General features: G+C 65.9%; 24 protein-coding genes and 4 tRNA genes. All 28 read right to left on the reverse strand.

The window, feature by feature from the left end:
* A partial coding sequence (locus tag ACJ8AT_RS16955) for an adenylate kinase family protein (protein ID WP_407738784.1) occupies positions 1-345 on the reverse strand: 345 nt, incomplete at its 3' end.
* A 149-nt stretch (positions 346-494) separates the two neighbouring features.
* Positions 495-1,841, reverse strand: a complete 1,347-nt coding sequence (secY, locus tag ACJ8AT_RS16960) for a preprotein translocase subunit SecY (RefSeq protein WP_407738785.1) — start codon at positions 1,839-1,841, stop codon at positions 495-497.
* A gap of 129 nt (positions 1,842-1,970) precedes the next feature.
* The gene (gene rplO, locus ACJ8AT_RS16965) at positions 1,971-2,498 is read right to left on the reverse strand and encodes a 50S ribosomal protein L15 (RefSeq protein WP_407738786.1); all 528 of its coding nucleotides are present in this window, start codon (positions 2,496-2,498) and stop codon (positions 1,971-1,973) included.
* Positions 2,499-2,549: 51 nt separating this feature from the next.
* A complete protein-coding gene (rpmD, locus tag ACJ8AT_RS16970; RefSeq protein WP_407738787.1) occupies positions 2,550-2,810 on the reverse strand; it encodes a 50S ribosomal protein L30 in 261 nt (86 codons plus the stop codon).
* Positions 2,811-2,813: 3 nt separating this feature from the next.
* Positions 2,814-3,335 carry a 30S ribosomal protein S5 gene (gene rpsE / locus ACJ8AT_RS16975; RefSeq protein ID WP_407738788.1) on the reverse strand — a complete coding sequence of 174 codons (522 nt, stop codon included), beginning with the start codon at positions 3,333-3,335 and terminating at the stop codon, positions 2,814-2,816.
* Positions 3,336-3,358: 23 nt separating this feature from the next.
* On the reverse strand, positions 3,359-3,712 hold the full coding sequence (gene rplR, locus ACJ8AT_RS16980; RefSeq protein WP_407738789.1) for a 50S ribosomal protein L18: 354 nt from the start codon (positions 3,710-3,712) through the stop codon (positions 3,359-3,361).
* A gap of 108 nt (positions 3,713-3,820) precedes the next feature.
* Complete coding sequence (gene rplF, locus ACJ8AT_RS16985) at positions 3,821-4,387, reverse strand: 50S ribosomal protein L6 (RefSeq protein ID WP_407738790.1); 567 nt, start codon at positions 4,385-4,387, stop codon at positions 3,821-3,823.
* A gap of 62 nt (positions 4,388-4,449) precedes the next feature.
* The gene (gene rpsH, locus ACJ8AT_RS16990; RefSeq protein WP_407738791.1) at positions 4,450-4,851 is read right to left on the reverse strand and encodes a 30S ribosomal protein S8; all 402 of its coding nucleotides are present in this window, start codon (positions 4,849-4,851) and stop codon (positions 4,450-4,452) included.
* A gap of 168 nt (positions 4,852-5,019) precedes the next feature.
* The gene (locus ACJ8AT_RS16995; RefSeq protein ID WP_002614761.1) at positions 5,020-5,205 is read right to left on the reverse strand and encodes a type Z 30S ribosomal protein S14; all 186 of its coding nucleotides are present in this window, start codon (positions 5,203-5,205) and stop codon (positions 5,020-5,022) included.
* Between the two features lie 21 nt (positions 5,206-5,226).
* Complete coding sequence (gene rplE / locus ACJ8AT_RS17000) at positions 5,227-5,892, reverse strand: 50S ribosomal protein L5 (RefSeq protein WP_407738792.1); 666 nt, start codon at positions 5,890-5,892, stop codon at positions 5,227-5,229.
* 175 nt (positions 5,893-6,067) lie between these two features.
* Positions 6,068-6,397, reverse strand: coding sequence for a 50S ribosomal protein L24 (gene rplX / locus ACJ8AT_RS17005; RefSeq protein WP_407738793.1), 330 nt, complete (start codon positions 6,395-6,397; stop codon positions 6,068-6,070).
* A gap of 41 nt (positions 6,398-6,438) precedes the next feature.
* Positions 6,439-6,807, reverse strand: a complete 369-nt coding sequence (rplN, locus tag ACJ8AT_RS17010; protein WP_224362282.1) for a 50S ribosomal protein L14 — start codon at positions 6,805-6,807, stop codon at positions 6,439-6,441.
* A gap of 100 nt (positions 6,808-6,907) precedes the next feature.
* Positions 6,908-7,225 (reverse strand): 30S ribosomal protein S17, encoded by a 318-nt coding sequence (rpsQ, locus tag ACJ8AT_RS17015; protein WP_407738794.1) that lies wholly within the window; start codon positions 7,223-7,225, stop codon positions 6,908-6,910.
* A gap of 76 nt (positions 7,226-7,301) precedes the next feature.
* Positions 7,302-7,505 carry a 50S ribosomal protein L29 gene (rpmC, locus tag ACJ8AT_RS17020; protein ID WP_407738795.1) on the reverse strand — a complete coding sequence of 68 codons (204 nt, stop codon included), beginning with the start codon at positions 7,503-7,505 and terminating at the stop codon, positions 7,302-7,304.
* Positions 7,506-7,527: 22 nt separating this feature from the next.
* Positions 7,528-7,947 (reverse strand): 50S ribosomal protein L16, encoded by a 420-nt coding sequence (gene rplP, locus ACJ8AT_RS17025; protein WP_407738796.1) that lies wholly within the window; start codon positions 7,945-7,947, stop codon positions 7,528-7,530.
* A 55-nt stretch (positions 7,948-8,002) separates the two neighbouring features.
* Entirely contained in the window at positions 8,003-8,665 is a 663-nt protein-coding gene (rpsC, locus tag ACJ8AT_RS17030; RefSeq protein ID WP_407738797.1) for a 30S ribosomal protein S3, read from the reverse strand.
* A 34-nt stretch (positions 8,666-8,699) separates the two neighbouring features.
* Positions 8,700-9,044 (reverse strand): 50S ribosomal protein L22, encoded by a 345-nt coding sequence (gene rplV, locus ACJ8AT_RS17035; RefSeq protein WP_224248878.1) that lies wholly within the window; start codon positions 9,042-9,044, stop codon positions 8,700-8,702.
* Between the two features lie 24 nt (positions 9,045-9,068).
* The gene (gene rpsS / locus ACJ8AT_RS17040) at positions 9,069-9,356 is read right to left on the reverse strand and encodes a 30S ribosomal protein S19 (RefSeq protein WP_224362278.1); all 288 of its coding nucleotides are present in this window, start codon (positions 9,354-9,356) and stop codon (positions 9,069-9,071) included.
* A gap of 22 nt (positions 9,357-9,378) precedes the next feature.
* On the reverse strand, positions 9,379-10,224 hold the full coding sequence (gene rplB, locus ACJ8AT_RS17045) for a 50S ribosomal protein L2 (protein WP_407738798.1): 846 nt from the start codon (positions 10,222-10,224) through the stop codon (positions 9,379-9,381).
* Positions 10,225-10,262: 38 nt separating this feature from the next.
* On the reverse strand, positions 10,263-10,556 hold the full coding sequence (locus ACJ8AT_RS17050; protein ID WP_407738799.1) for a 50S ribosomal protein L23: 294 nt from the start codon (positions 10,554-10,556) through the stop codon (positions 10,263-10,265).
* Positions 10,553-11,176, reverse strand: a complete 624-nt coding sequence (gene rplD / locus ACJ8AT_RS17055; protein WP_407738800.1) for a 50S ribosomal protein L4 — start codon at positions 11,174-11,176, stop codon at positions 10,553-10,555. Before rplD ends, ACJ8AT_RS17050 begins: the two co-directional genes overlap by 4 nt.
* Positions 11,177-11,226: 50 nt before the next feature.
* The gene (gene rpsJ, locus ACJ8AT_RS17060; protein WP_002614753.1) at positions 11,227-11,535 is read right to left on the reverse strand and encodes a 30S ribosomal protein S10; all 309 of its coding nucleotides are present in this window, start codon (positions 11,533-11,535) and stop codon (positions 11,227-11,229) included.
* 184 nt (positions 11,536-11,719) lie between these two features.
* Positions 11,720-12,910 carry an elongation factor Tu gene (tuf, locus tag ACJ8AT_RS17065; protein WP_407738802.1) on the reverse strand — a complete coding sequence of 397 codons (1,191 nt, stop codon included), beginning with the start codon at positions 12,908-12,910 and terminating at the stop codon, positions 11,720-11,722.
* 20 nt (positions 12,911-12,930) lie between these two features.
* Positions 12,931-13,006, reverse strand: a tRNA-Thr gene (locus ACJ8AT_RS17070).
* Positions 13,007-13,028: 22 nt separating this feature from the next.
* A tRNA-Gly gene (locus tag ACJ8AT_RS17075) sits at positions 13,029-13,104 on the reverse strand.
* Between the two features lie 9 nt (positions 13,105-13,113).
* Positions 13,114-13,197, reverse strand: a tRNA-Tyr gene (locus ACJ8AT_RS17080).
* 87 nt (positions 13,198-13,284) lie between these two features.
* Positions 13,285-13,357 (reverse strand) — tRNA-Thr (locus ACJ8AT_RS17085).
* 111 nt (positions 13,358-13,468) lie between these two features.
* A complete protein-coding gene (gene rlmB / locus ACJ8AT_RS17090) occupies positions 13,469-14,362 on the reverse strand; it encodes a 23S rRNA (guanosine(2251)-2'-O)-methyltransferase RlmB (protein WP_407738804.1) in 894 nt (297 codons plus the stop codon).
* Positions 14,363-14,366: the final 4 nt, after the last annotated feature.

Here is a 14,366-nt window from a genome sequence, read left to right on the forward strand (position 1 = left end):
CACCTCGAGCGAGACCACGGCGTCGATCTTCTTGCCGTTCTTCGCCAGCATCCGCTCCAGCGCATCCGCCTGGGGAATGGTGCGGGGGAAGCCGTCCAGCACGAAGCCATTGGCGCAGTCCGGCTGCTTGAGCCGCTCCTCGACGATGCCGATGACGATGTCGTCGGGGACGTAGGCGCCGGAGGCCATCAGCGGCCCGGCGATCTTGCCCAGCTCCGTCCCCTCCTTCACGGCCTTGCGGAGGATGTCCCCAGTGGAGATCTGCGGGATCTGATAGTCCCGGAACAGGTTCTTCGCCTGGGTGCCCTTCCCCGCGTTTGGCGGGCCCAACAGGATCAGGTTCATGTGCTCCTCTCAGCTCCTCCGAAGGAACGCACGGAAGCCCAATGCGATGAACCTCCGAAAGCGCCCCCCGTACACGACTGACTACCCCTGAACGGCAAGGCGCCCCTCCCCGGCCATCCGGAGAGAGGCGCCCTGGTAAAACCTACTGGCTAGGCCGCCACCCGGACCCGGCCACGGATGCGCGGACCGCGAGGCCCGGCGAAGCCCTCGTAGTTGCGGCTGATGAGGTGGCCCTCGATCTGCTGCACCGTGTCCAGCGCCACGCCCACGACGATGAGGAGCGCGGTGCCACCGAACTGGAAGCGCACCCCCATGATGTTGCTGACCACGGACGGGATGACGCAGACGGCGGCCAGGTAGACACCGCCACCGAAGGTGATGCGGTTGAGCACCCGCTCGATGAAGTCCGCCGTCTGCCGGCCCGGGCGGATGCCGGGGATGTAGCCACCCTGCTTCTTGATGTTGTCGGCCACGTCATCCGGCCGGAACGTCAGCGCGGTGTAGAAGTACGTGAAGAAGATATTCAGCAGGACGAACAGCCCGTTGTAGAACCACGGGTTGCTCTCCAGCCCCTGGCGGAACGCGTTCAAGAACGGGAACCAGGTGCCCAGCGTGGCCGGGAAGGACAGCAGCGCGCCGGCGAAGATGGGCGGGATCACTCCCGCGCTGTTCACCTTCATCGGGAAGTAGGTGGCCTGGCCCGCGAACATCTGCCGTCCTGCCATGCGCTTGGCGTATTGGACGGGGATGCGCCTCATGCCTTTCTCGACGTAGACCACCACCGCGACCACGAGCAGCATGAACACGGCCAGCGCCACCACGTAGGCCAGCTCGATGGCCCCCTGCGCCGTCATGTCGAACAGCGTCTTGGCCGAGGGCATCATGCGCGCCACGATGCCGGCGAAGATGATGAGCGAGATGCCGTTGCCGATGCCGCGCTCGGTGATGCGCTCGCCCAGCCACATGATGAAGGCGGTGCCCGCCGTGAGGCTCACCACCGTGATGAAGGTGAACCAGGCGCCACCATCCGGAACGACGATCTGGTTGAAGCCGCCCTGCGCCGCGTCGCTACGGCCCAGGGACACCAGCCAGCGAGAGATACCGATGCCCTGGATGATGGACAGGACGATGGAGCCGTAGCGGGTGTACTGGTTGATCTTCTGCCGGCCCGCGGCGCCTTCCTTCTGCAGCCGCTCGAGGCTGGGGACCACCACCGCCACCAGCTGCATGATGATGGAGCTGGACACGTACGGCATGATGCCCAGGCCGAAGATGGACATCTGCTCCAGGGCGCCGCCGGAGAACAGGTTGAACAGCGACACCAGGCCGCCCGACTGTTTCTGGGCGTCCATGAACGCGTTCATCGCCGCGCGGTCCACTCCCGGCGTGTTGATGAAGATGCCGATGCGGTACACCACGAGCAGCACCAGCGTATACGCCAGCCGGTTTCGCAGCTCCGCGATCCGGAAGATGTTGGTGAAGGCATTCAGAGCCACGTCGGAGCCATCCCCTTCAAAAAGTCCTGACAGAACGACAGCGCCCCTATCCACGAAGGAGAGGGGCGCGTGAGCCTACACAAGCGAACCGGCGCGCACCACCCAAAGTGACGCGCGCCCGGCTCCACACTAGGCGTTCGGCTGCTTGGGGGCCTTGACGCCCTTGCCCGCGTGCGCCTTGGAAGCGGACTCGGGCTTGTGCGCCACCAGCGGGAGCACCTCCACCGCGCCCCCCGCCTTCTCAATGGCCTCCCGAGCCTTGCCCGAGAGCTTGTGCACCCGCACCGTCAGCTTCTTGGAGAGCTCGCCCTGCCCCAGCACCTTCACGCCGTGGTAGCGGCCCTTGACCAGGCCCTTGCTCTTGAGCGCCGCCTCGTCCACCGTGGCGCCCGCGTCGAACCCGTTCAGGTCCGCCAGGTTCACCACCGCGTAGATGACGCGGTTGGGCGAGATGAAGCCGAACTTCGGCAGCCGGCGCTGCAGGGGGCTCTGGCCGCCCTCGAAGCCCTCGAACCGCATGTTGCCGGAACGAGCCTTCTGGCCCTTGCCACCGCGGCCCGCCGTCTTGCCCAGGCCGGAGCCCTGGCCACGGCCCACGCGCTTCTTGCGGTGCCACGAGTTGTGCGGCCGCTTCAGGTTGTTGAGAGTCGTCGTCATCTTGAGATCCTCGCGCGACGGCCCCGCTTCACGGGGCCCGCGGAATGAGTGCTAGCCCTTGGCCGCCTGGGCGCGCGCCCGGTCCCGGGCGACGATCTTGCGGGGCTTGCGACGCTTGGGGGCCGGAGCCTCCTGCGCCACCGTCTCGCTGGAGACCAGGTGCTTCACCTTGAACACCAGGCCGCGGTTGGACGGGGTGTCCTTCAGCAGCCGCTCGTCCCCGAACTTCTTCAGGCCGAGGCCACGGACGGTGTCGACCATGTCCTTGGAAGAGCCCGAGAAGCTCTTCACCAGCTTCACCTTGAGCGCCATGACTTAGGTCCTCGCCTCTCCGGCCAGCTTCGCCGTCTCGACGTCCTTGCCACGCAGCCGGGAGATCTGCTCGGCCGAGCGCAGCTTCTTCAGGCCCGCCACCGTGGCCTTCAGCACGTTGTGGGGGTTCCGCGAGCCCTGGCTCTTGGTCAGGATGTTGCGGATGCCCGCCGCCTCGAGGACCGCGCGCACCGCGCCACCGGCGATGACGCCCGTACCCTGGCTGGCGGGCTTGAGCAGCACCCACCCGGCGCCGAAGTGCCCGAGGATCTCGTGCGGAATCGTGTGCCCCATCAGCGGCACGCGGAAGAGGTTCTTCTTGGCGTTCTCGCCACCCTTGCGGATGGCCTCGGGGACCTCGTTGGCCTTGCCCAGGCCCACGCCCACATGGCCGTTGCCGTCGCCCACCACCACCAGGGCGGCGAACGAGAACCGGCGGCCACCCTTCACCACCTTGGCCACGCGGTTGATGTTCACCACGCGGTCGGTGAGGTCCAGGTCGTTCGGATTGATCGGAGTTGCCACTTGGAGTGCTTCCTTTCGAATTTCTAGAACTTCAGCCCGGCCTCGCGCGCGGCGTCAGCCACGGCGGCGATGCGCCCCTGGTACGGGAAGCCGTTGCGGTCGAACACCACCGCCTCGACGTTGGCCGCCTTGCACTTCTCGGCGATGAGCTTGCCCACGCGCTTGGCGTCCGCCTTCTTGTCACCCTCGTCCTGGCCCTTGAGCTCCTTGGAGAGCGACGAGGCGAAGGCCATCGTCTTGCCCGTGGAGTCATCCACCACCTGGGCGTAGATGTGCTTGAGGCTCTTGTACACGGTGAGCCGCGGCCGCTCGGTGGTGCCCGAGAGCTTCTTGCGGATGCGGTTCTTCCTCTTGATGCGCGGATCGACACTCGGCATGGCTGATTCCTTTTCCTTCCGGCGGCGATGAGGCCTTCCGCCGCCGGATGATCGCTGGGCCCCAGAGGAGCCCGCGGGGTTGAACGTTCAGGGCACGGCAGACCTTTATCAGGTCGTACCGGTCTTGCCCTCCTTGCGACGGACCTTCTCCTCCGCGTACTTGATGCCCTTGCCCTTGTACGGCTCGGGCGGGCGCAGCGCGCGGATCTTCACGGCGGCGGCCCCCAGGGCCTCCTTGTCCGCCGAGCGCAGCGTCAGGTCCACCGTCGGCAGGCTCTCCTCGGTGCGGGGCGTCTTGTCCACCTCGGCCGTCACACCCTCGGGCAGGTTGAACACCACCGGGTGCGAGTAGCCCAGCGCGAACTGGACCGTCTTACCCTTGACCTCGGCGCGGAAACCGACGCCGCGGATGCTCAGGCGGCGCTCGAAGCCCTTGCTCACGCCCTGGGCGGCGTTGGCCAGGATGGTGCGGGCCAGGCCGTGCAGGCTGCGGGCCTCGCGGGAGTCATCCTCGCGGAGCACCAGCACGTTCCCGTCCTTCACCTCCACCTTCACCTTGGCGGGGAGATTGACGGAGAGCTTGCCCTTGGGGCCCTCGAAGTTGACCTTCTTGCCGGCGACGCTCACCTTCGACTTGTCGCCCAGCTTGATCGGCAGTTTTCCAATGCGACTCATGATGGCCTCGTAAGGTCTGCCCGGCACGCGCCCCTCTCAGGTCGCGGCGCCAGGCCAACTGGCTAGTAGACGGTGCAGAGCAGCTCGCCGCCGATGTTCTGCTTGCGCGCCTCGCCGTCCGACATGATGCCCTTGGACGTGGACAGCACGGCGATGCCCATGCCGCCGAGCACGCGGGGAATGTCACGCACCGCCACGTAGCGGCGCAGGCCCGGCTTGGACACGCGCTTGATGCCGGTGATGGCGGAGCTCCGGTCCTGGCCGTACTTCAGCTGGACGGTGATCTCGTTCTGCGGCTCGCGCTCGTGGATGGTGTACTCGCCGATGTAGCCCTCATCCTTGAGGACGCGAGCGATCTCGACCTTGAGCTTGGAGTGGGGAAAGACGACCTTGTCGTGCCGCGCACGCGAGGCGTTGCGCAGGCGGGTCAGCATATCGCCGACAGGATCATTGACCGGCTTCATGGGTGACAACCTTCCGTGCGGGAGCCTCCTGGGCATCCCGCGCTTTCGACCGCCGCGCCTGCCGGGCCCATCCCGGGGGTTCGCCGCGCTCGCACCACTGTGAGGCTTCGGCGCTTCAGCAGCGCCAGGAGGCTCCGGGCCACTCGGGCCCCGAGCCCCCTCTTCCGGCTACCAGGACGACTTGGTGACGCCGGTGATCTCACCGCGCAGCGCACGCAGGCGCAGGCAGATACGGCACATCTGGAACTTGCGCAGGAACGCGCGCGGACGGCCGCACAGCGGGCAGCGGTTGTACTTGCGCACGGAGAACTTCGGCTTGCGCTTCGCCTGGGCGATCTTGGAGAGCTTGGCCATGGAGCTTGGATTCCTCGGGAGTTACGTGCGGAACGGCAGGCCGAAGTGACGCATGAGCGCCAGCCCCTGCTCGTCGTTCTTCGCGGTGGTGACGAAGCTGATGTTGAGCCCCTTCACCTTCTCGATCTGGTCGTAGTTGATTTCCGGGAAGATGATCTGCTCGCGGATGCCGAGCGTGTAGTTGCCCTTCCCGTCGAAGGCCTTGGGGGACACGCCCTTGAAGTCACGCACGCGCGGCAGCGCCACGGAGATCAAGCGGTCCAGGAACTCGTACATCCGGTCGCCGCGCAGCGTGACGGCGCAGCCGATGGCCTGGCCCTGGCGCAGCTTGAAGTTCGCGATCGACTTGCGAGCGCGGGTGACAATCGGCTTCTGGCCGGTGATGGCGCCCAGCTGATCCACCGCCGACTCCAGGATCTTGTTGTTGGCGAGCGCCTCGCCCAGACCCATGTTGACGACGATCTTCTCGAGCCGAGGAGCCTGGAAGGGGTTCTTCAGGCTCAGCTCCTTCATCAGGGCGGGCACTCCCTCCTTGCGGTAGCGCAGCTTCAGCCGCGCCGGCTTCGCCTCGAGGCCCTCCTCGATGTTGGCCGCAAAGCCAGCCTTCTTGACGTCTTCCTTCTTGCGGCCCTTCTTTTCCTTCTTCTCTTTCTTCTCAGCCTGCTCGGGCTTCTTCTCATCAGCCATTGTGTCAGTCCTCTGCTTCGGAGCGCCGTCGTGGACCCAGCGGCCCCGATCAGTACGTCTAGAATCTCAGAAACACCGAGAGGGCCCTACGACTTCAGGCCCTCCTGTGAGCATGCCTGCTCGCCCCTGGCCCTGGGTGGCCAAAGGGCGCGCATACATGCCCGAACCCGCCTTCCTAGTCAATCAGGGCGTCGCAGTTCTTGCAGAACCGCTTCTGGCTCTCGCCCTCGGCCCGGATCCCCACCCGGGTCGGCTTGTCGCACTTGCCGCACACCACCTGGACGTCCGAGAGAGCGATGGTGCCCGCCTTCTCGATGATGCCGCCCTCGGGGCTCTGCGCCGTCTTGCGGAGGTGGCGCTTGACCATCCGCAGCCCCTCCACCGTGACGCGCCCGGCCTCGCGGTCAATCTTCAGGACCTTGCCGCGCTTGCTCGCCGGGGTCTTCTCCGAGCGCTCAGCGCCCGAGATGACCTGCACGGTGTCTCCAACCTTCAGCTTCTGCATGGCTTCCTCTCTGGCTGCTCGCCGGCAGGCCGGGTGTCCTCTTAGAGGACCTCGGGCGCGAGCGAGATGATCTTCATGAACTTGCGGGCGCGGAGCTCGCGGGCGACAGGCCCGAAGATGCGCGTGCCAATGGGCTCCATGTCCTTGTTGATGAGGACGGCGGAGTTGCCATCGAACTTGATGTAGCTGCCGTCCGGGCGGCCCACCTCGGCCTTGGTGCGGACGATCACGGCCTTGGCCACATCGCCCTTCTTCACCTTCGAGTTGGGCAGCGCCTCGCGGATCGACACGACGATCACGTCGCCGATGGACGCATACTTGCGCTTCGAGCCGCCGAGCACCTTGATGCAGAACACCTTCTTGGCGCCCGAGTTGTCGGCCACGTCGAGCACGCTCGTCATCTGAATCATCTGGAAGTCTCCTCTAAGGTCTACGGGCAGCCCCCACCCGGTGAGGACGGGGCCGCGCGGCTCGAGCCGCCCACGCCTCGCGGGGCGCGGGCCACGGGGCTCAGACGTTCTTGCTCTTCTCGATCACCTCGACCACCCGCCACCGCTTGTCCTTCGAGGCCGGCCGCGTCTCGGCGATGCGCACGCGGTCCCCCTCGTTGATGGTGATCTTCTTCGGGTAGTCGTGGTCCTCGACGTGCGCCTTGTACTTCTCGCGCATGCTCATGATCTTGCCGTACTTGGCGTGCGGCGCGCGGCGCTGGACGGTGACGATCACCGTCTTCTGCATCTTGTTCGAGGTGACAATCCCCACGCGCGTCTTGGGACGGCCGCGGGAGGTGGTCTCGGGAGCGGAGGTGGTCTGGGTCTCTTCAGCCATCGTGAATCTCGCCTGTCAGTCAGTGTTCCCGGGACGTCCCGGTGAGGGGACCCCTATTCCAGGGGCCCACCAGAAGCTACTTCTTCTCCGCCCGCTTCTTCTCCGTCATCACGGTGAGGACACGGGCCAGATCACGTCGGTGCTCGGTGCGCTGCGAGGGGCTGTCCAGACTGCCCGTCCGCATGCTCAGCTGATCCTGGAACAGCGTGGTGCGCAGCTCATCCGCGCGCCGCTGCAGGTCCTCCACCGACAACTCCTTCAATTCCTTCGCAGTCGCCATCTTCAGTCTCCAGGCCGGGCGGCTAGATCGACAGCTCGCCGCGGTTGACGATCTTGGTGAGGACAGGCAGCTTCGCCTGCGCCAGCTTGAGCGCGGCGGTGGCCACGTCGGCCGTCATGCCCTCCATCTCGTAGAGGATGCGGCCCGGCTTCACCACGGCCACGTAGTACTCCACGCCGCCCTTACCGGTACCCATACGGGTCTCGGCGGGCTTCTTCGTGATGGGCTTGTCCGGGAAGATCCGGATCCAGATCTTGCCGCCGCGCTTGACGTGGCGGGTCATCGCGATACGGGCCGCCTCGATCTGGCGCGAGGTGATCCATCCCGGCTGCAGGGACATGAGGCCGTACTCACCATAGGTGAGATCGCTGCCACGGTAGGCCTTACCAGGGGTGCGGCCCTTGTGCATCTTGCGGAACTTGGTACGAGCAGGCTGAAGCATCGTCGGTGTCCTTCATCCCCGCAGGGGCACCCATGGGCGCCCCGGGGAGCTCAAGCTAGCGGTTGGAGGGCATCGGGGCCTGGCCACCCTTACCCGGCAGAACCTCGCCGCGGCAGATCCAGACCTTGCAGCCAATCTTTCCGTAGGTGGTCTTCGCCTCGGCGAAGCCGTAGTCAATATCCGCGCGCAGGGTGTGCAGGGGCACGCGGCCCTCGCGGTACCACTCGTAGCGCGCCATCTCCGCGCCGCCCAGGCGGCCCGAGCACGCCACGCGGATGCCCTTGGCGCCGAACTTCATGGCCGTCTGCAGCGCCTTCTTCATGGCGCGGCGGAAGGCGATGCGGCGCTCGAGCTGGGTGGCGATGTTCTCGGCCACCAGCTGCGCGTCGATCTCCGCCTTGCGGACCTCGACGATGTTGAGGAAGACCTCGTTCTTGGTGAACTGCTGCAGGTCCTTCTTCACCGTCTCGATGCCCGCGCCGCGCTTGCCGATGACGATGCCCGGGCGCGCGGTGTGGACGTTGACCTTCACCTTGTTGGCCGCGCGCTCGATCTCCACCTTGGAGACGCCCGCGTGGTTGAGCGACTTCTTCACGAACTCGCGGATGCGGATGTCCTCATGCAGCCACTGGGCGTAGTTCTTGTGCTCGAACCACTTGCTGTCCCAGGTCTTGATGACGCCGAGGCGGAACCCGATCGGATGAACTTTCTGTCCCAACGTGCTTCTCCTTAAAGATTGAGGGCCCGGAGGGCTACTTCTTGGCCTCGGCGAGCACCACGTGAACGTGAGCGCTCTTCTTGTTGATTCGGGTCGCGCGGCCCATGGCGCGCGGCATGTACCGGCGCTGGGTGGGGGCCTGGTCCACGGAGATGGTCTTCACGTAGAGCGTGTCCACGTCGACCTGGCCCTTGGACTTGTCGGTGGCGTTGGCCACGGCGCTCTTGATGAGCTTGCCGAGCGGAGCCGCCGCAGCGCGGGGGGTGAACTTGAGGATGTTGAGGGCGGCCTCGACAGGCTTGCCCCGGACGAGCGCAGCCACCGTGGACAGCTTCCGGGGTGACATGCGGACGTAGCGCAGATGTGCAGTGGACTCCATCGTCATCTCCTAGAGCGGTCCGGACTACTTACCGGGGGCCTTGGCGACCTTCTTCTCGGCCGAGTGCCCACCGAAGGTCCGCGTCGGCGCGAACTCGCCGAGCTTGTGACCCACCATGTTCTCCGTGACGAACACCGGGACGAACTTCTTCCCGTTGTGCACCGCGAAGGTGTGTCCGACGAACTCCGGCAGGATGGTGGAGCGCCGCGACCACGTCTTCACGACCTTCTTCTGATTCGTCTTGATCATATCCTCCACCTTCTTGAGGAGATGATCGTCGACGAACGGTCCCTTCTTGATCGAACGAGCCATTTCGGAATCCTTGGGCTACGAGCTACTGGCTGCGCGGTCCCTGCCGGCGCTTGCTCACGATGAACTTGTCGGTCCGCTTGTTGGTGCGCGTGGTGAGGCCCTTGGTCTTCTGGCCCCACGGCGACACCGGGTGCGGGTTACCCTGTCCGGACTTACCCTCACCACCACCGTGCGGGTGGTCGACAGGGTTCATGGCCAGACCGCGGACGGTGGGCCGGATGCCCAGCCAGCGGCTCTTACCCGCCTTACCGATGCGGATGATCTCATGCTCGATGTTGCCGAGCTGGCCCACGGTGGCGCGGCACTCGATGAGCACCTTGCGCACCGCGCCCGAGGGCAGGCGGATCTGCGCGTAGCGATCCTCCTTGGCCATCAGCTGGCCGGAGGTGCCGGCCGAGCGGATGATCTGGGCGCCGCGGCCCGGCTTCAGCTCCACGTTGTGGATGACCGTACCCACCGGGATGTTGAGCAGCGGCAGGCAGTTGCCCGGCCGGATGTCCGCGCTCGCGCCGGCGAACAGGGTGTCACCCACCGCCAGGCCCACGGGGGCCAGGATGTAGCGCTTCTCGCCGTCCGCGTAGTGCAGCAGCGCGATGTTGGCGGTGCGGTTCGGGTCGTACTCCACGGAGGCGACCTTGGCCGGCACGCCATCCTTGTCCCGGCGCTTGAAGTCGATGACGCGGTAGCGGCGCTTGTGGCCGCCGCCCTGGTGACGCCGGGTGATGTGGCCGTGAACGTTGCGGCCGCCCGAGCGCTTCAGCGGAGCAGTGAGCTTCTTCTCCGGCGTGTCCTTGGTGATGTCCGCGAAGTCGGACACCGTCATCAGGCGGCGGGCTGCTGAGGTCGGCTTGTACTTCTTGATGCCCATGGTGATTTATCCTCGATCAGGCGGTCAGCGCGGTGCGCCTAGGCCGCCGTTCCCTCGAAGAGCTCGATCTTGTCGCCCTCCTTGAGGGTGACGACGGCCTTCTTGTAGTTGGGGCGCTGGCCGATGCTCTTGCCCACGCGCTTGACCTTGCCGCGGACGACGTTGGTGCGCACGCCCTCGACGGTGACCTTGAACAGGCTCTCCACCGCGCGAGCCACGTCCACCTTGGTCGCCTTCTTGTCGACGATGAAGGAGTACTGGCGGAACTTCTCGCGGGCCTGATCCAGCTTCTCGGTGATGAGCGGACCCTTGATGACGTCGTGGATCTTCATGACAGGGCCTCCTGGATGGCCTTGGCAGCCGCGGAGGTCAGCACGAGCTGCTTGTGGCGCAGCACGGACTCGAGGTTGAGGCCCTCGGGCGGCAGCACGTCGAACTGAGCCAGGTTGCGCACGCTGCGGTGCAGGTTGGTGTTGCCCTTCTCGTCAATGACCAGGGCGTTCTCCAGCTTCAGGCGCTTGGTCAGCACGTCGAAGGCCTGCTTGCTCTTCGCGGCGTCCAGCTTGAAGCCGTCGAGGATCACCAGGGCGTTCTCCTTGGCGCGCAGGGACAGCGCCGCGCGGAGCGCGCCGCGACGGACCTGGCGGGGAGGACGGTAGGTGTAGTCCCGGGCCTTGGGAGCCATGGCCTTACCGCCGCCGACCCAGTGGGAGGCGCGGATGGAGCCCTGACGAGCGCGGCCAGTACCCTTCTGCTTCCAGGGCTTCTTGCCACCGCCGCTCACCAGCGAGGTGTTCTTCACCCCCACGGTGCCGCGGCGCCGGTTGATCTGCTGAAACTTCGAGACCTCATAGAAGAGGTGGGAGTTCGGCTCGGCGCCGAACACCTCGTCGGAGAGTTCGATCTCCGACACCTGCTTGCCATCCAGGTTGATTACCTTGAACTTCGCCATGACATTTCCTCGGGGGTCGGAGTGGAACCGCGCCAGTCCTCTCCCGCTTCCTAGGACTTGATCTCCACATCAACGCCAGCCGACAGATCCAGCTTCATCAGCGCATCCAGCGTCTGCTGGGTGGGCTCGAGGATGTCGAGCAAGCGCTTGTGCGTGCGGATCTCGAACTGCTCGCGGCTCTTCTTGTCCACGTGCGGCGACCGCAGCACGGTGAACTTGTTGATGCGCGTGGGCAGGGGGATGGGACCGGCCACCTTGGCGCCCGTGCGCTTGGCCGTCTCAACAATCTCCCCGGCACTCTGGTCCAGGAGCTTCGAGTCGTACGCCTTCAGCCGGATGCGAATCTTCGTTGTCGCCATTTCGAAAAAACCTCTTTGACGGCCCCTAGCAGTGGAGGCGTTACGACCGACGTCCTCTGGATGTCACAGAGCCGTGCTTCAGACGAGGGGCGCGGCATTTACCACCCCACCCCTCTGGTTGCAACTCTATTCCGACACCACCCCGGCAAGCCACTGTCTGGCCGCCGGGGTGCAGTCAGCCAAACTACTCGATGACCTCGGCAACGACGCCGGAGCCCACCGTGCGGCCACCCTCGCGCACGGCGAAGCGCAGCTGGCTCTCCATGGCCACCGGGGTGATCAGCTCCACCTCGATGGCGATGTTGTCGCCCGGCATCACCATCTCGACGTTGTCCGGCAGCTTCACCGTACCCGTCACGTCCGTGGTCCGGAAGTAGAACTGCGGCCGGTACCCCTTGAAGAACGGCGTGTGCCGGCCTCCTTCTTCCTTGGTCAGCACGTAGATCTGCGCCTTGAACTTGGTGTGCGGGGTGATGCTGCCCGGCTTGGCCAGCACCTGGCCGCGCTCCACGTCCTCACGCTTCAGGCCACGCAGCAGCGCGCCGATGTTGTCGCCCGCCCGGCCCTCGTCCAGCAGCTTGCGGAACATCTCCACACCGGTAATCACCGTCTTCTGCGTGGGGCGCAGGCCCACCACTTCCACTTCCTCGCCCACCTTGATGATGCCGCGCTCGACGCGGCCGGTGGCCACCGTACCGCGGCCGGCGATGGAGAACACGTCCTCCACCGGCATCAGGAAGGGCTTGTCCGTGGCGCGCGCAGGGGTGGGGATGTAGCTGTCCACCGCCTCCATCAGCTTCAGGATGGCCCCCTCGCCGATGTCGCTGGTGTCACCCTCCAGCGCCTTGAGCGCGCTGCCGGGGATGATGGGGATCTTGTCGCCCGGGAACTCGTACTTCTTGAGCAGATCGCGAACTTCCATCTCCACCAGCTCGCGCAGCTCCGGATCGTCCAGCATGTCCACCTTGTTCAGGAAGACGACGATGTAGGGCACGCCCACCTGGCGGGCGAGCAGGATGTGCTCGCGCGTCTGGGGCATCGGGCCGTCGGCGGCAGAGACCACCAGGATGGCGCCGTCCATCTGCGCCGCGCCGGTGATCATGTTCTTCACGTAGTCGGCGTGGCCCGGGCAGTCCACGTGGGCGTAGTGGCGATTCTTGGTCTGGTACTCCACGTGCGCGGTGGAGATGGTGATGCCGCGCTCGCGCTCCTCGGGGGCCTTGTCGATCTGGTCATAGGCCAGGTACGTGGCGCCGCCCGTCTTGGCCAGCACCTTGGTGATGGCGGCCGTCAGCGACGTCTTCCCGTGGTCCACGTGGCCAATCGTGCCGATGTTCACGTGGGGCTTGGACCTGTCGAACTTCTCCTTGGCCATGACGCTCCTCTAGAGAAAAATGGAGCCCTGAACCAGGATTGAACTGGTGACCTCATCCTTACCAAGGATGCGCTCTGCCAACTGAGCTATCAGGGCTTGGATCTACACAACAACGGGTTGGAGCGGGAAATGGGACTCGAACCCACGACATTCAGCTTGGAAGGCTGACGCTCTACCAACTGAGCTATTCCCGCGTTGACCGATGGAGGGAGATGGATTCGAACCATCGAAGGCGTAGAGCCGGCAGATTTACAGTCTGCTCCCTTTGGCCGCTTGGGTATCCCTCCGTGCTTTTCCTTCTACTACGACTGCGTGCTTCTACCACTGCATAATGCGTTTTTCTTCCGGGCCCTCATCCGCGGCCCCGTCCTTATGGCCGGCGGCGGGACTTGAACCCGCGACCTACTGATTACAAATCAGTTGCTCTACCGACTGAGCTACACCGGCACTACTCCGGCTGCTACCTCGCCCTGCCCCATCCGCTCCCACGGCGACCGTCAACCGCCCGGCCTCCGGCGTCGAAAGGCGGGACCTTTTAGAGACCCTGCCCCCCCAAAGTCAAGGAGATTGATCCCGAGCGGCCGCCCTGTCCGACACTCCCCCACCACGCTGGCGAGCGGCCTCGTAGAGCAGCACGGCAGCGGACACCGACGCGTTGAGGGAACCGACCTGACCTGCCATGGGAATCCGCAGGCGGAAGTCGCAGTGCTTGAGCACGCCCTCTCGCACGCCTGCTCCCTCGGCGCCCACGACGATGGCCAGAGGGCCATCCAGGCGGGCCTTCCAGAGAGGCTCCTTTGCCTCCGGGTCCGCCGCCGCCACCCAGACCCCCGCCTCCTTCAGTTCTTCCAGCGCGCGGGAGATGTTCACCACCCGAGCGATCGGGCAGTGCTCCACCGCTCCCGCCGAGGCCTTGGCCACCACGCCCGTCACCGGCACCGCCCGGTCCTTGCCCATGACGATGCCATGGGCGCCCAGCGCATGCGCCGAGCGGATGATGGCTCCCAGGTTGTGCGGATCCTGGATGCCATCGAGGACCACGATCAGCGGAGGCTGCCCGCTCTCCTGGGCAGCTTCGAGCACGTCCTGCAGCTCCGCGTAGTGGAAGCCGCGCAGCTCCGCCACCACGCCCTGGTGGACCCCGCCGTCGGCGAGCGTCGCCAAGCGCTCGCGCACCACGCGCTCCACCCGGATGCCCGCGTCACGGGCGCGGCTGAGGATCTCCGCGGCGGCCCGTGAGCCGAGCTGCCCCTCGGTGATGTAGAGGCGCTCCATCTCGTCCGGGCGCACCCTCAGCGCCTCCAGGACGGGGTTGACTCCGTAGACGTGGCGCTCGCCGCGCTCGCCGTGCTCACTGCGTTCCCGCTGCTCCCCACGGTCGCGTGGCTCGCCTCGCTCCCGCTGCTCCCCACGCTCTCGCCGTTCGCTGCCCCGAGGAGGACGATCACGCATGGGG

It is taken from the genome of Hyalangium sp. (assembly GCF_045802625.1).
Lineage (GTDB): Bacteria > Myxococcota > Myxococcia > Myxococcales > Myxococcaceae > Hyalangium.

Bases quoted from the DNA above. Each gene is read 5' to 3' on its own strand.
- rplX (WP_407738793.1), bottom strand. From the start codon at position 6,397: ATGCAGAAGCTGAAGGTTGGAGACACCGTGCAGGTCATCTCGGGCGCT.
- rpmC (WP_407738795.1), bottom strand. From the start codon at position 7,505: ATGGCGACTGCGAAGGAATTGAAGGAGTTGTCGGTGGAGGACCTGCAG.
- rplV (WP_224248878.1), bottom strand. From the start codon at position 9,044: ATGGAGTCCACTGCACATCTGCGCTACGTCCGCATGTCACCCCGGAAG.
- rplD (WP_407738800.1), bottom strand. From the start codon at position 11,176: ATGGCGAAGTTCAAGGTAATCAACCTGGATGGCAAGCAGGTGTCGGAG.
- rpsS (WP_224362278.1), bottom strand. From the start codon at position 9,356: ATGGCTCGTTCGATCAAGAAGGGACCGTTCGTCGACGATCATCTCCTC.
- rpsQ (WP_407738794.1), bottom strand. From the start codon at position 7,225: ATGGCTGAAGAGACCCAGACCACCTCCGCTCCCGAGACCACCTCCCGC.
- rpsJ (WP_002614753.1), bottom strand. From the start codon at position 11,535: ATGGCGACAACGAAGATTCGCATCCGGCTGAAGGCGTACGACTCGAAG.
- ACJ8AT_RS17050 (WP_407738799.1), bottom strand. From the start codon at position 10,556: ATGAAGATCCACGACGTCATCAAGGGTCCGCTCATCACCGAGAAGCTG.
- rplP (WP_407738796.1), bottom strand. From the start codon at position 7,947: ATGCTTCAGCCTGCTCGTACCAAGTTCCGCAAGATGCACAAGGGCCGC.
- rplB (WP_407738798.1), bottom strand. From the start codon at position 10,224: ATGGGCATCAAGAAGTACAAGCCGACCTCAGCAGCCCGCCGCCTGATG.
- ACJ8AT_RS16995 (WP_002614761.1), bottom strand. From the start codon at position 5,205: ATGGCCAAGCTCTCCAAGATCGCCCAGGCGAAGCGCAAGCCGAAGTTC.
- rplF (WP_407738790.1), bottom strand. From the start codon at position 4,387: ATGAGTCGCATTGGAAAACTGCCGATCAAGCTGGGCGACAAGTCGAAG.
- rplN (WP_224362282.1), bottom strand. From the start codon at position 6,807: ATGATTCAGATGACGAGCGTGCTCGACGTGGCCGACAACTCGGGCGCC.
- rplO (WP_407738786.1), bottom strand. From the start codon at position 2,498: ATGACGACGACTCTCAACAACCTGAAGCGGCCGCACAACTCGTGGCAC.
- tuf (WP_407738802.1), bottom strand. From the start codon at position 12,910: ATGGCCAAGGAGAAGTTCGACAGGTCCAAGCCCCACGTGAACATCGGC.
- rplR (WP_407738789.1), bottom strand. From the start codon at position 3,712: ATGCCGAGTGTCGATCCGCGCATCAAGAGGAAGAACCGCATCCGCAAG.
- rplE (WP_407738792.1), bottom strand. From the start codon at position 5,892: ATGGCTGATGAGAAGAAGCCCGAGCAGGCTGAGAAGAAAGAGAAGAAG.
- rpsH (WP_407738791.1), bottom strand. From the start codon at position 4,851: ATGAAGCCGGTCAATGATCCTGTCGGCGATATGCTGACCCGCCTGCGC.
- rlmB (WP_407738804.1), bottom strand. From the start codon at position 14,362: ATGCGTGATCGTCCTCCTCGGGGCAGCGAACGGCGAGAGCGTGGGGAG.
- rpmD (WP_407738787.1), bottom strand. From the start codon at position 2,810: ATGGCGCTCAAGGTGAAGCTGGTGAAGAGCTTCTCGGGCTCTTCCAAG.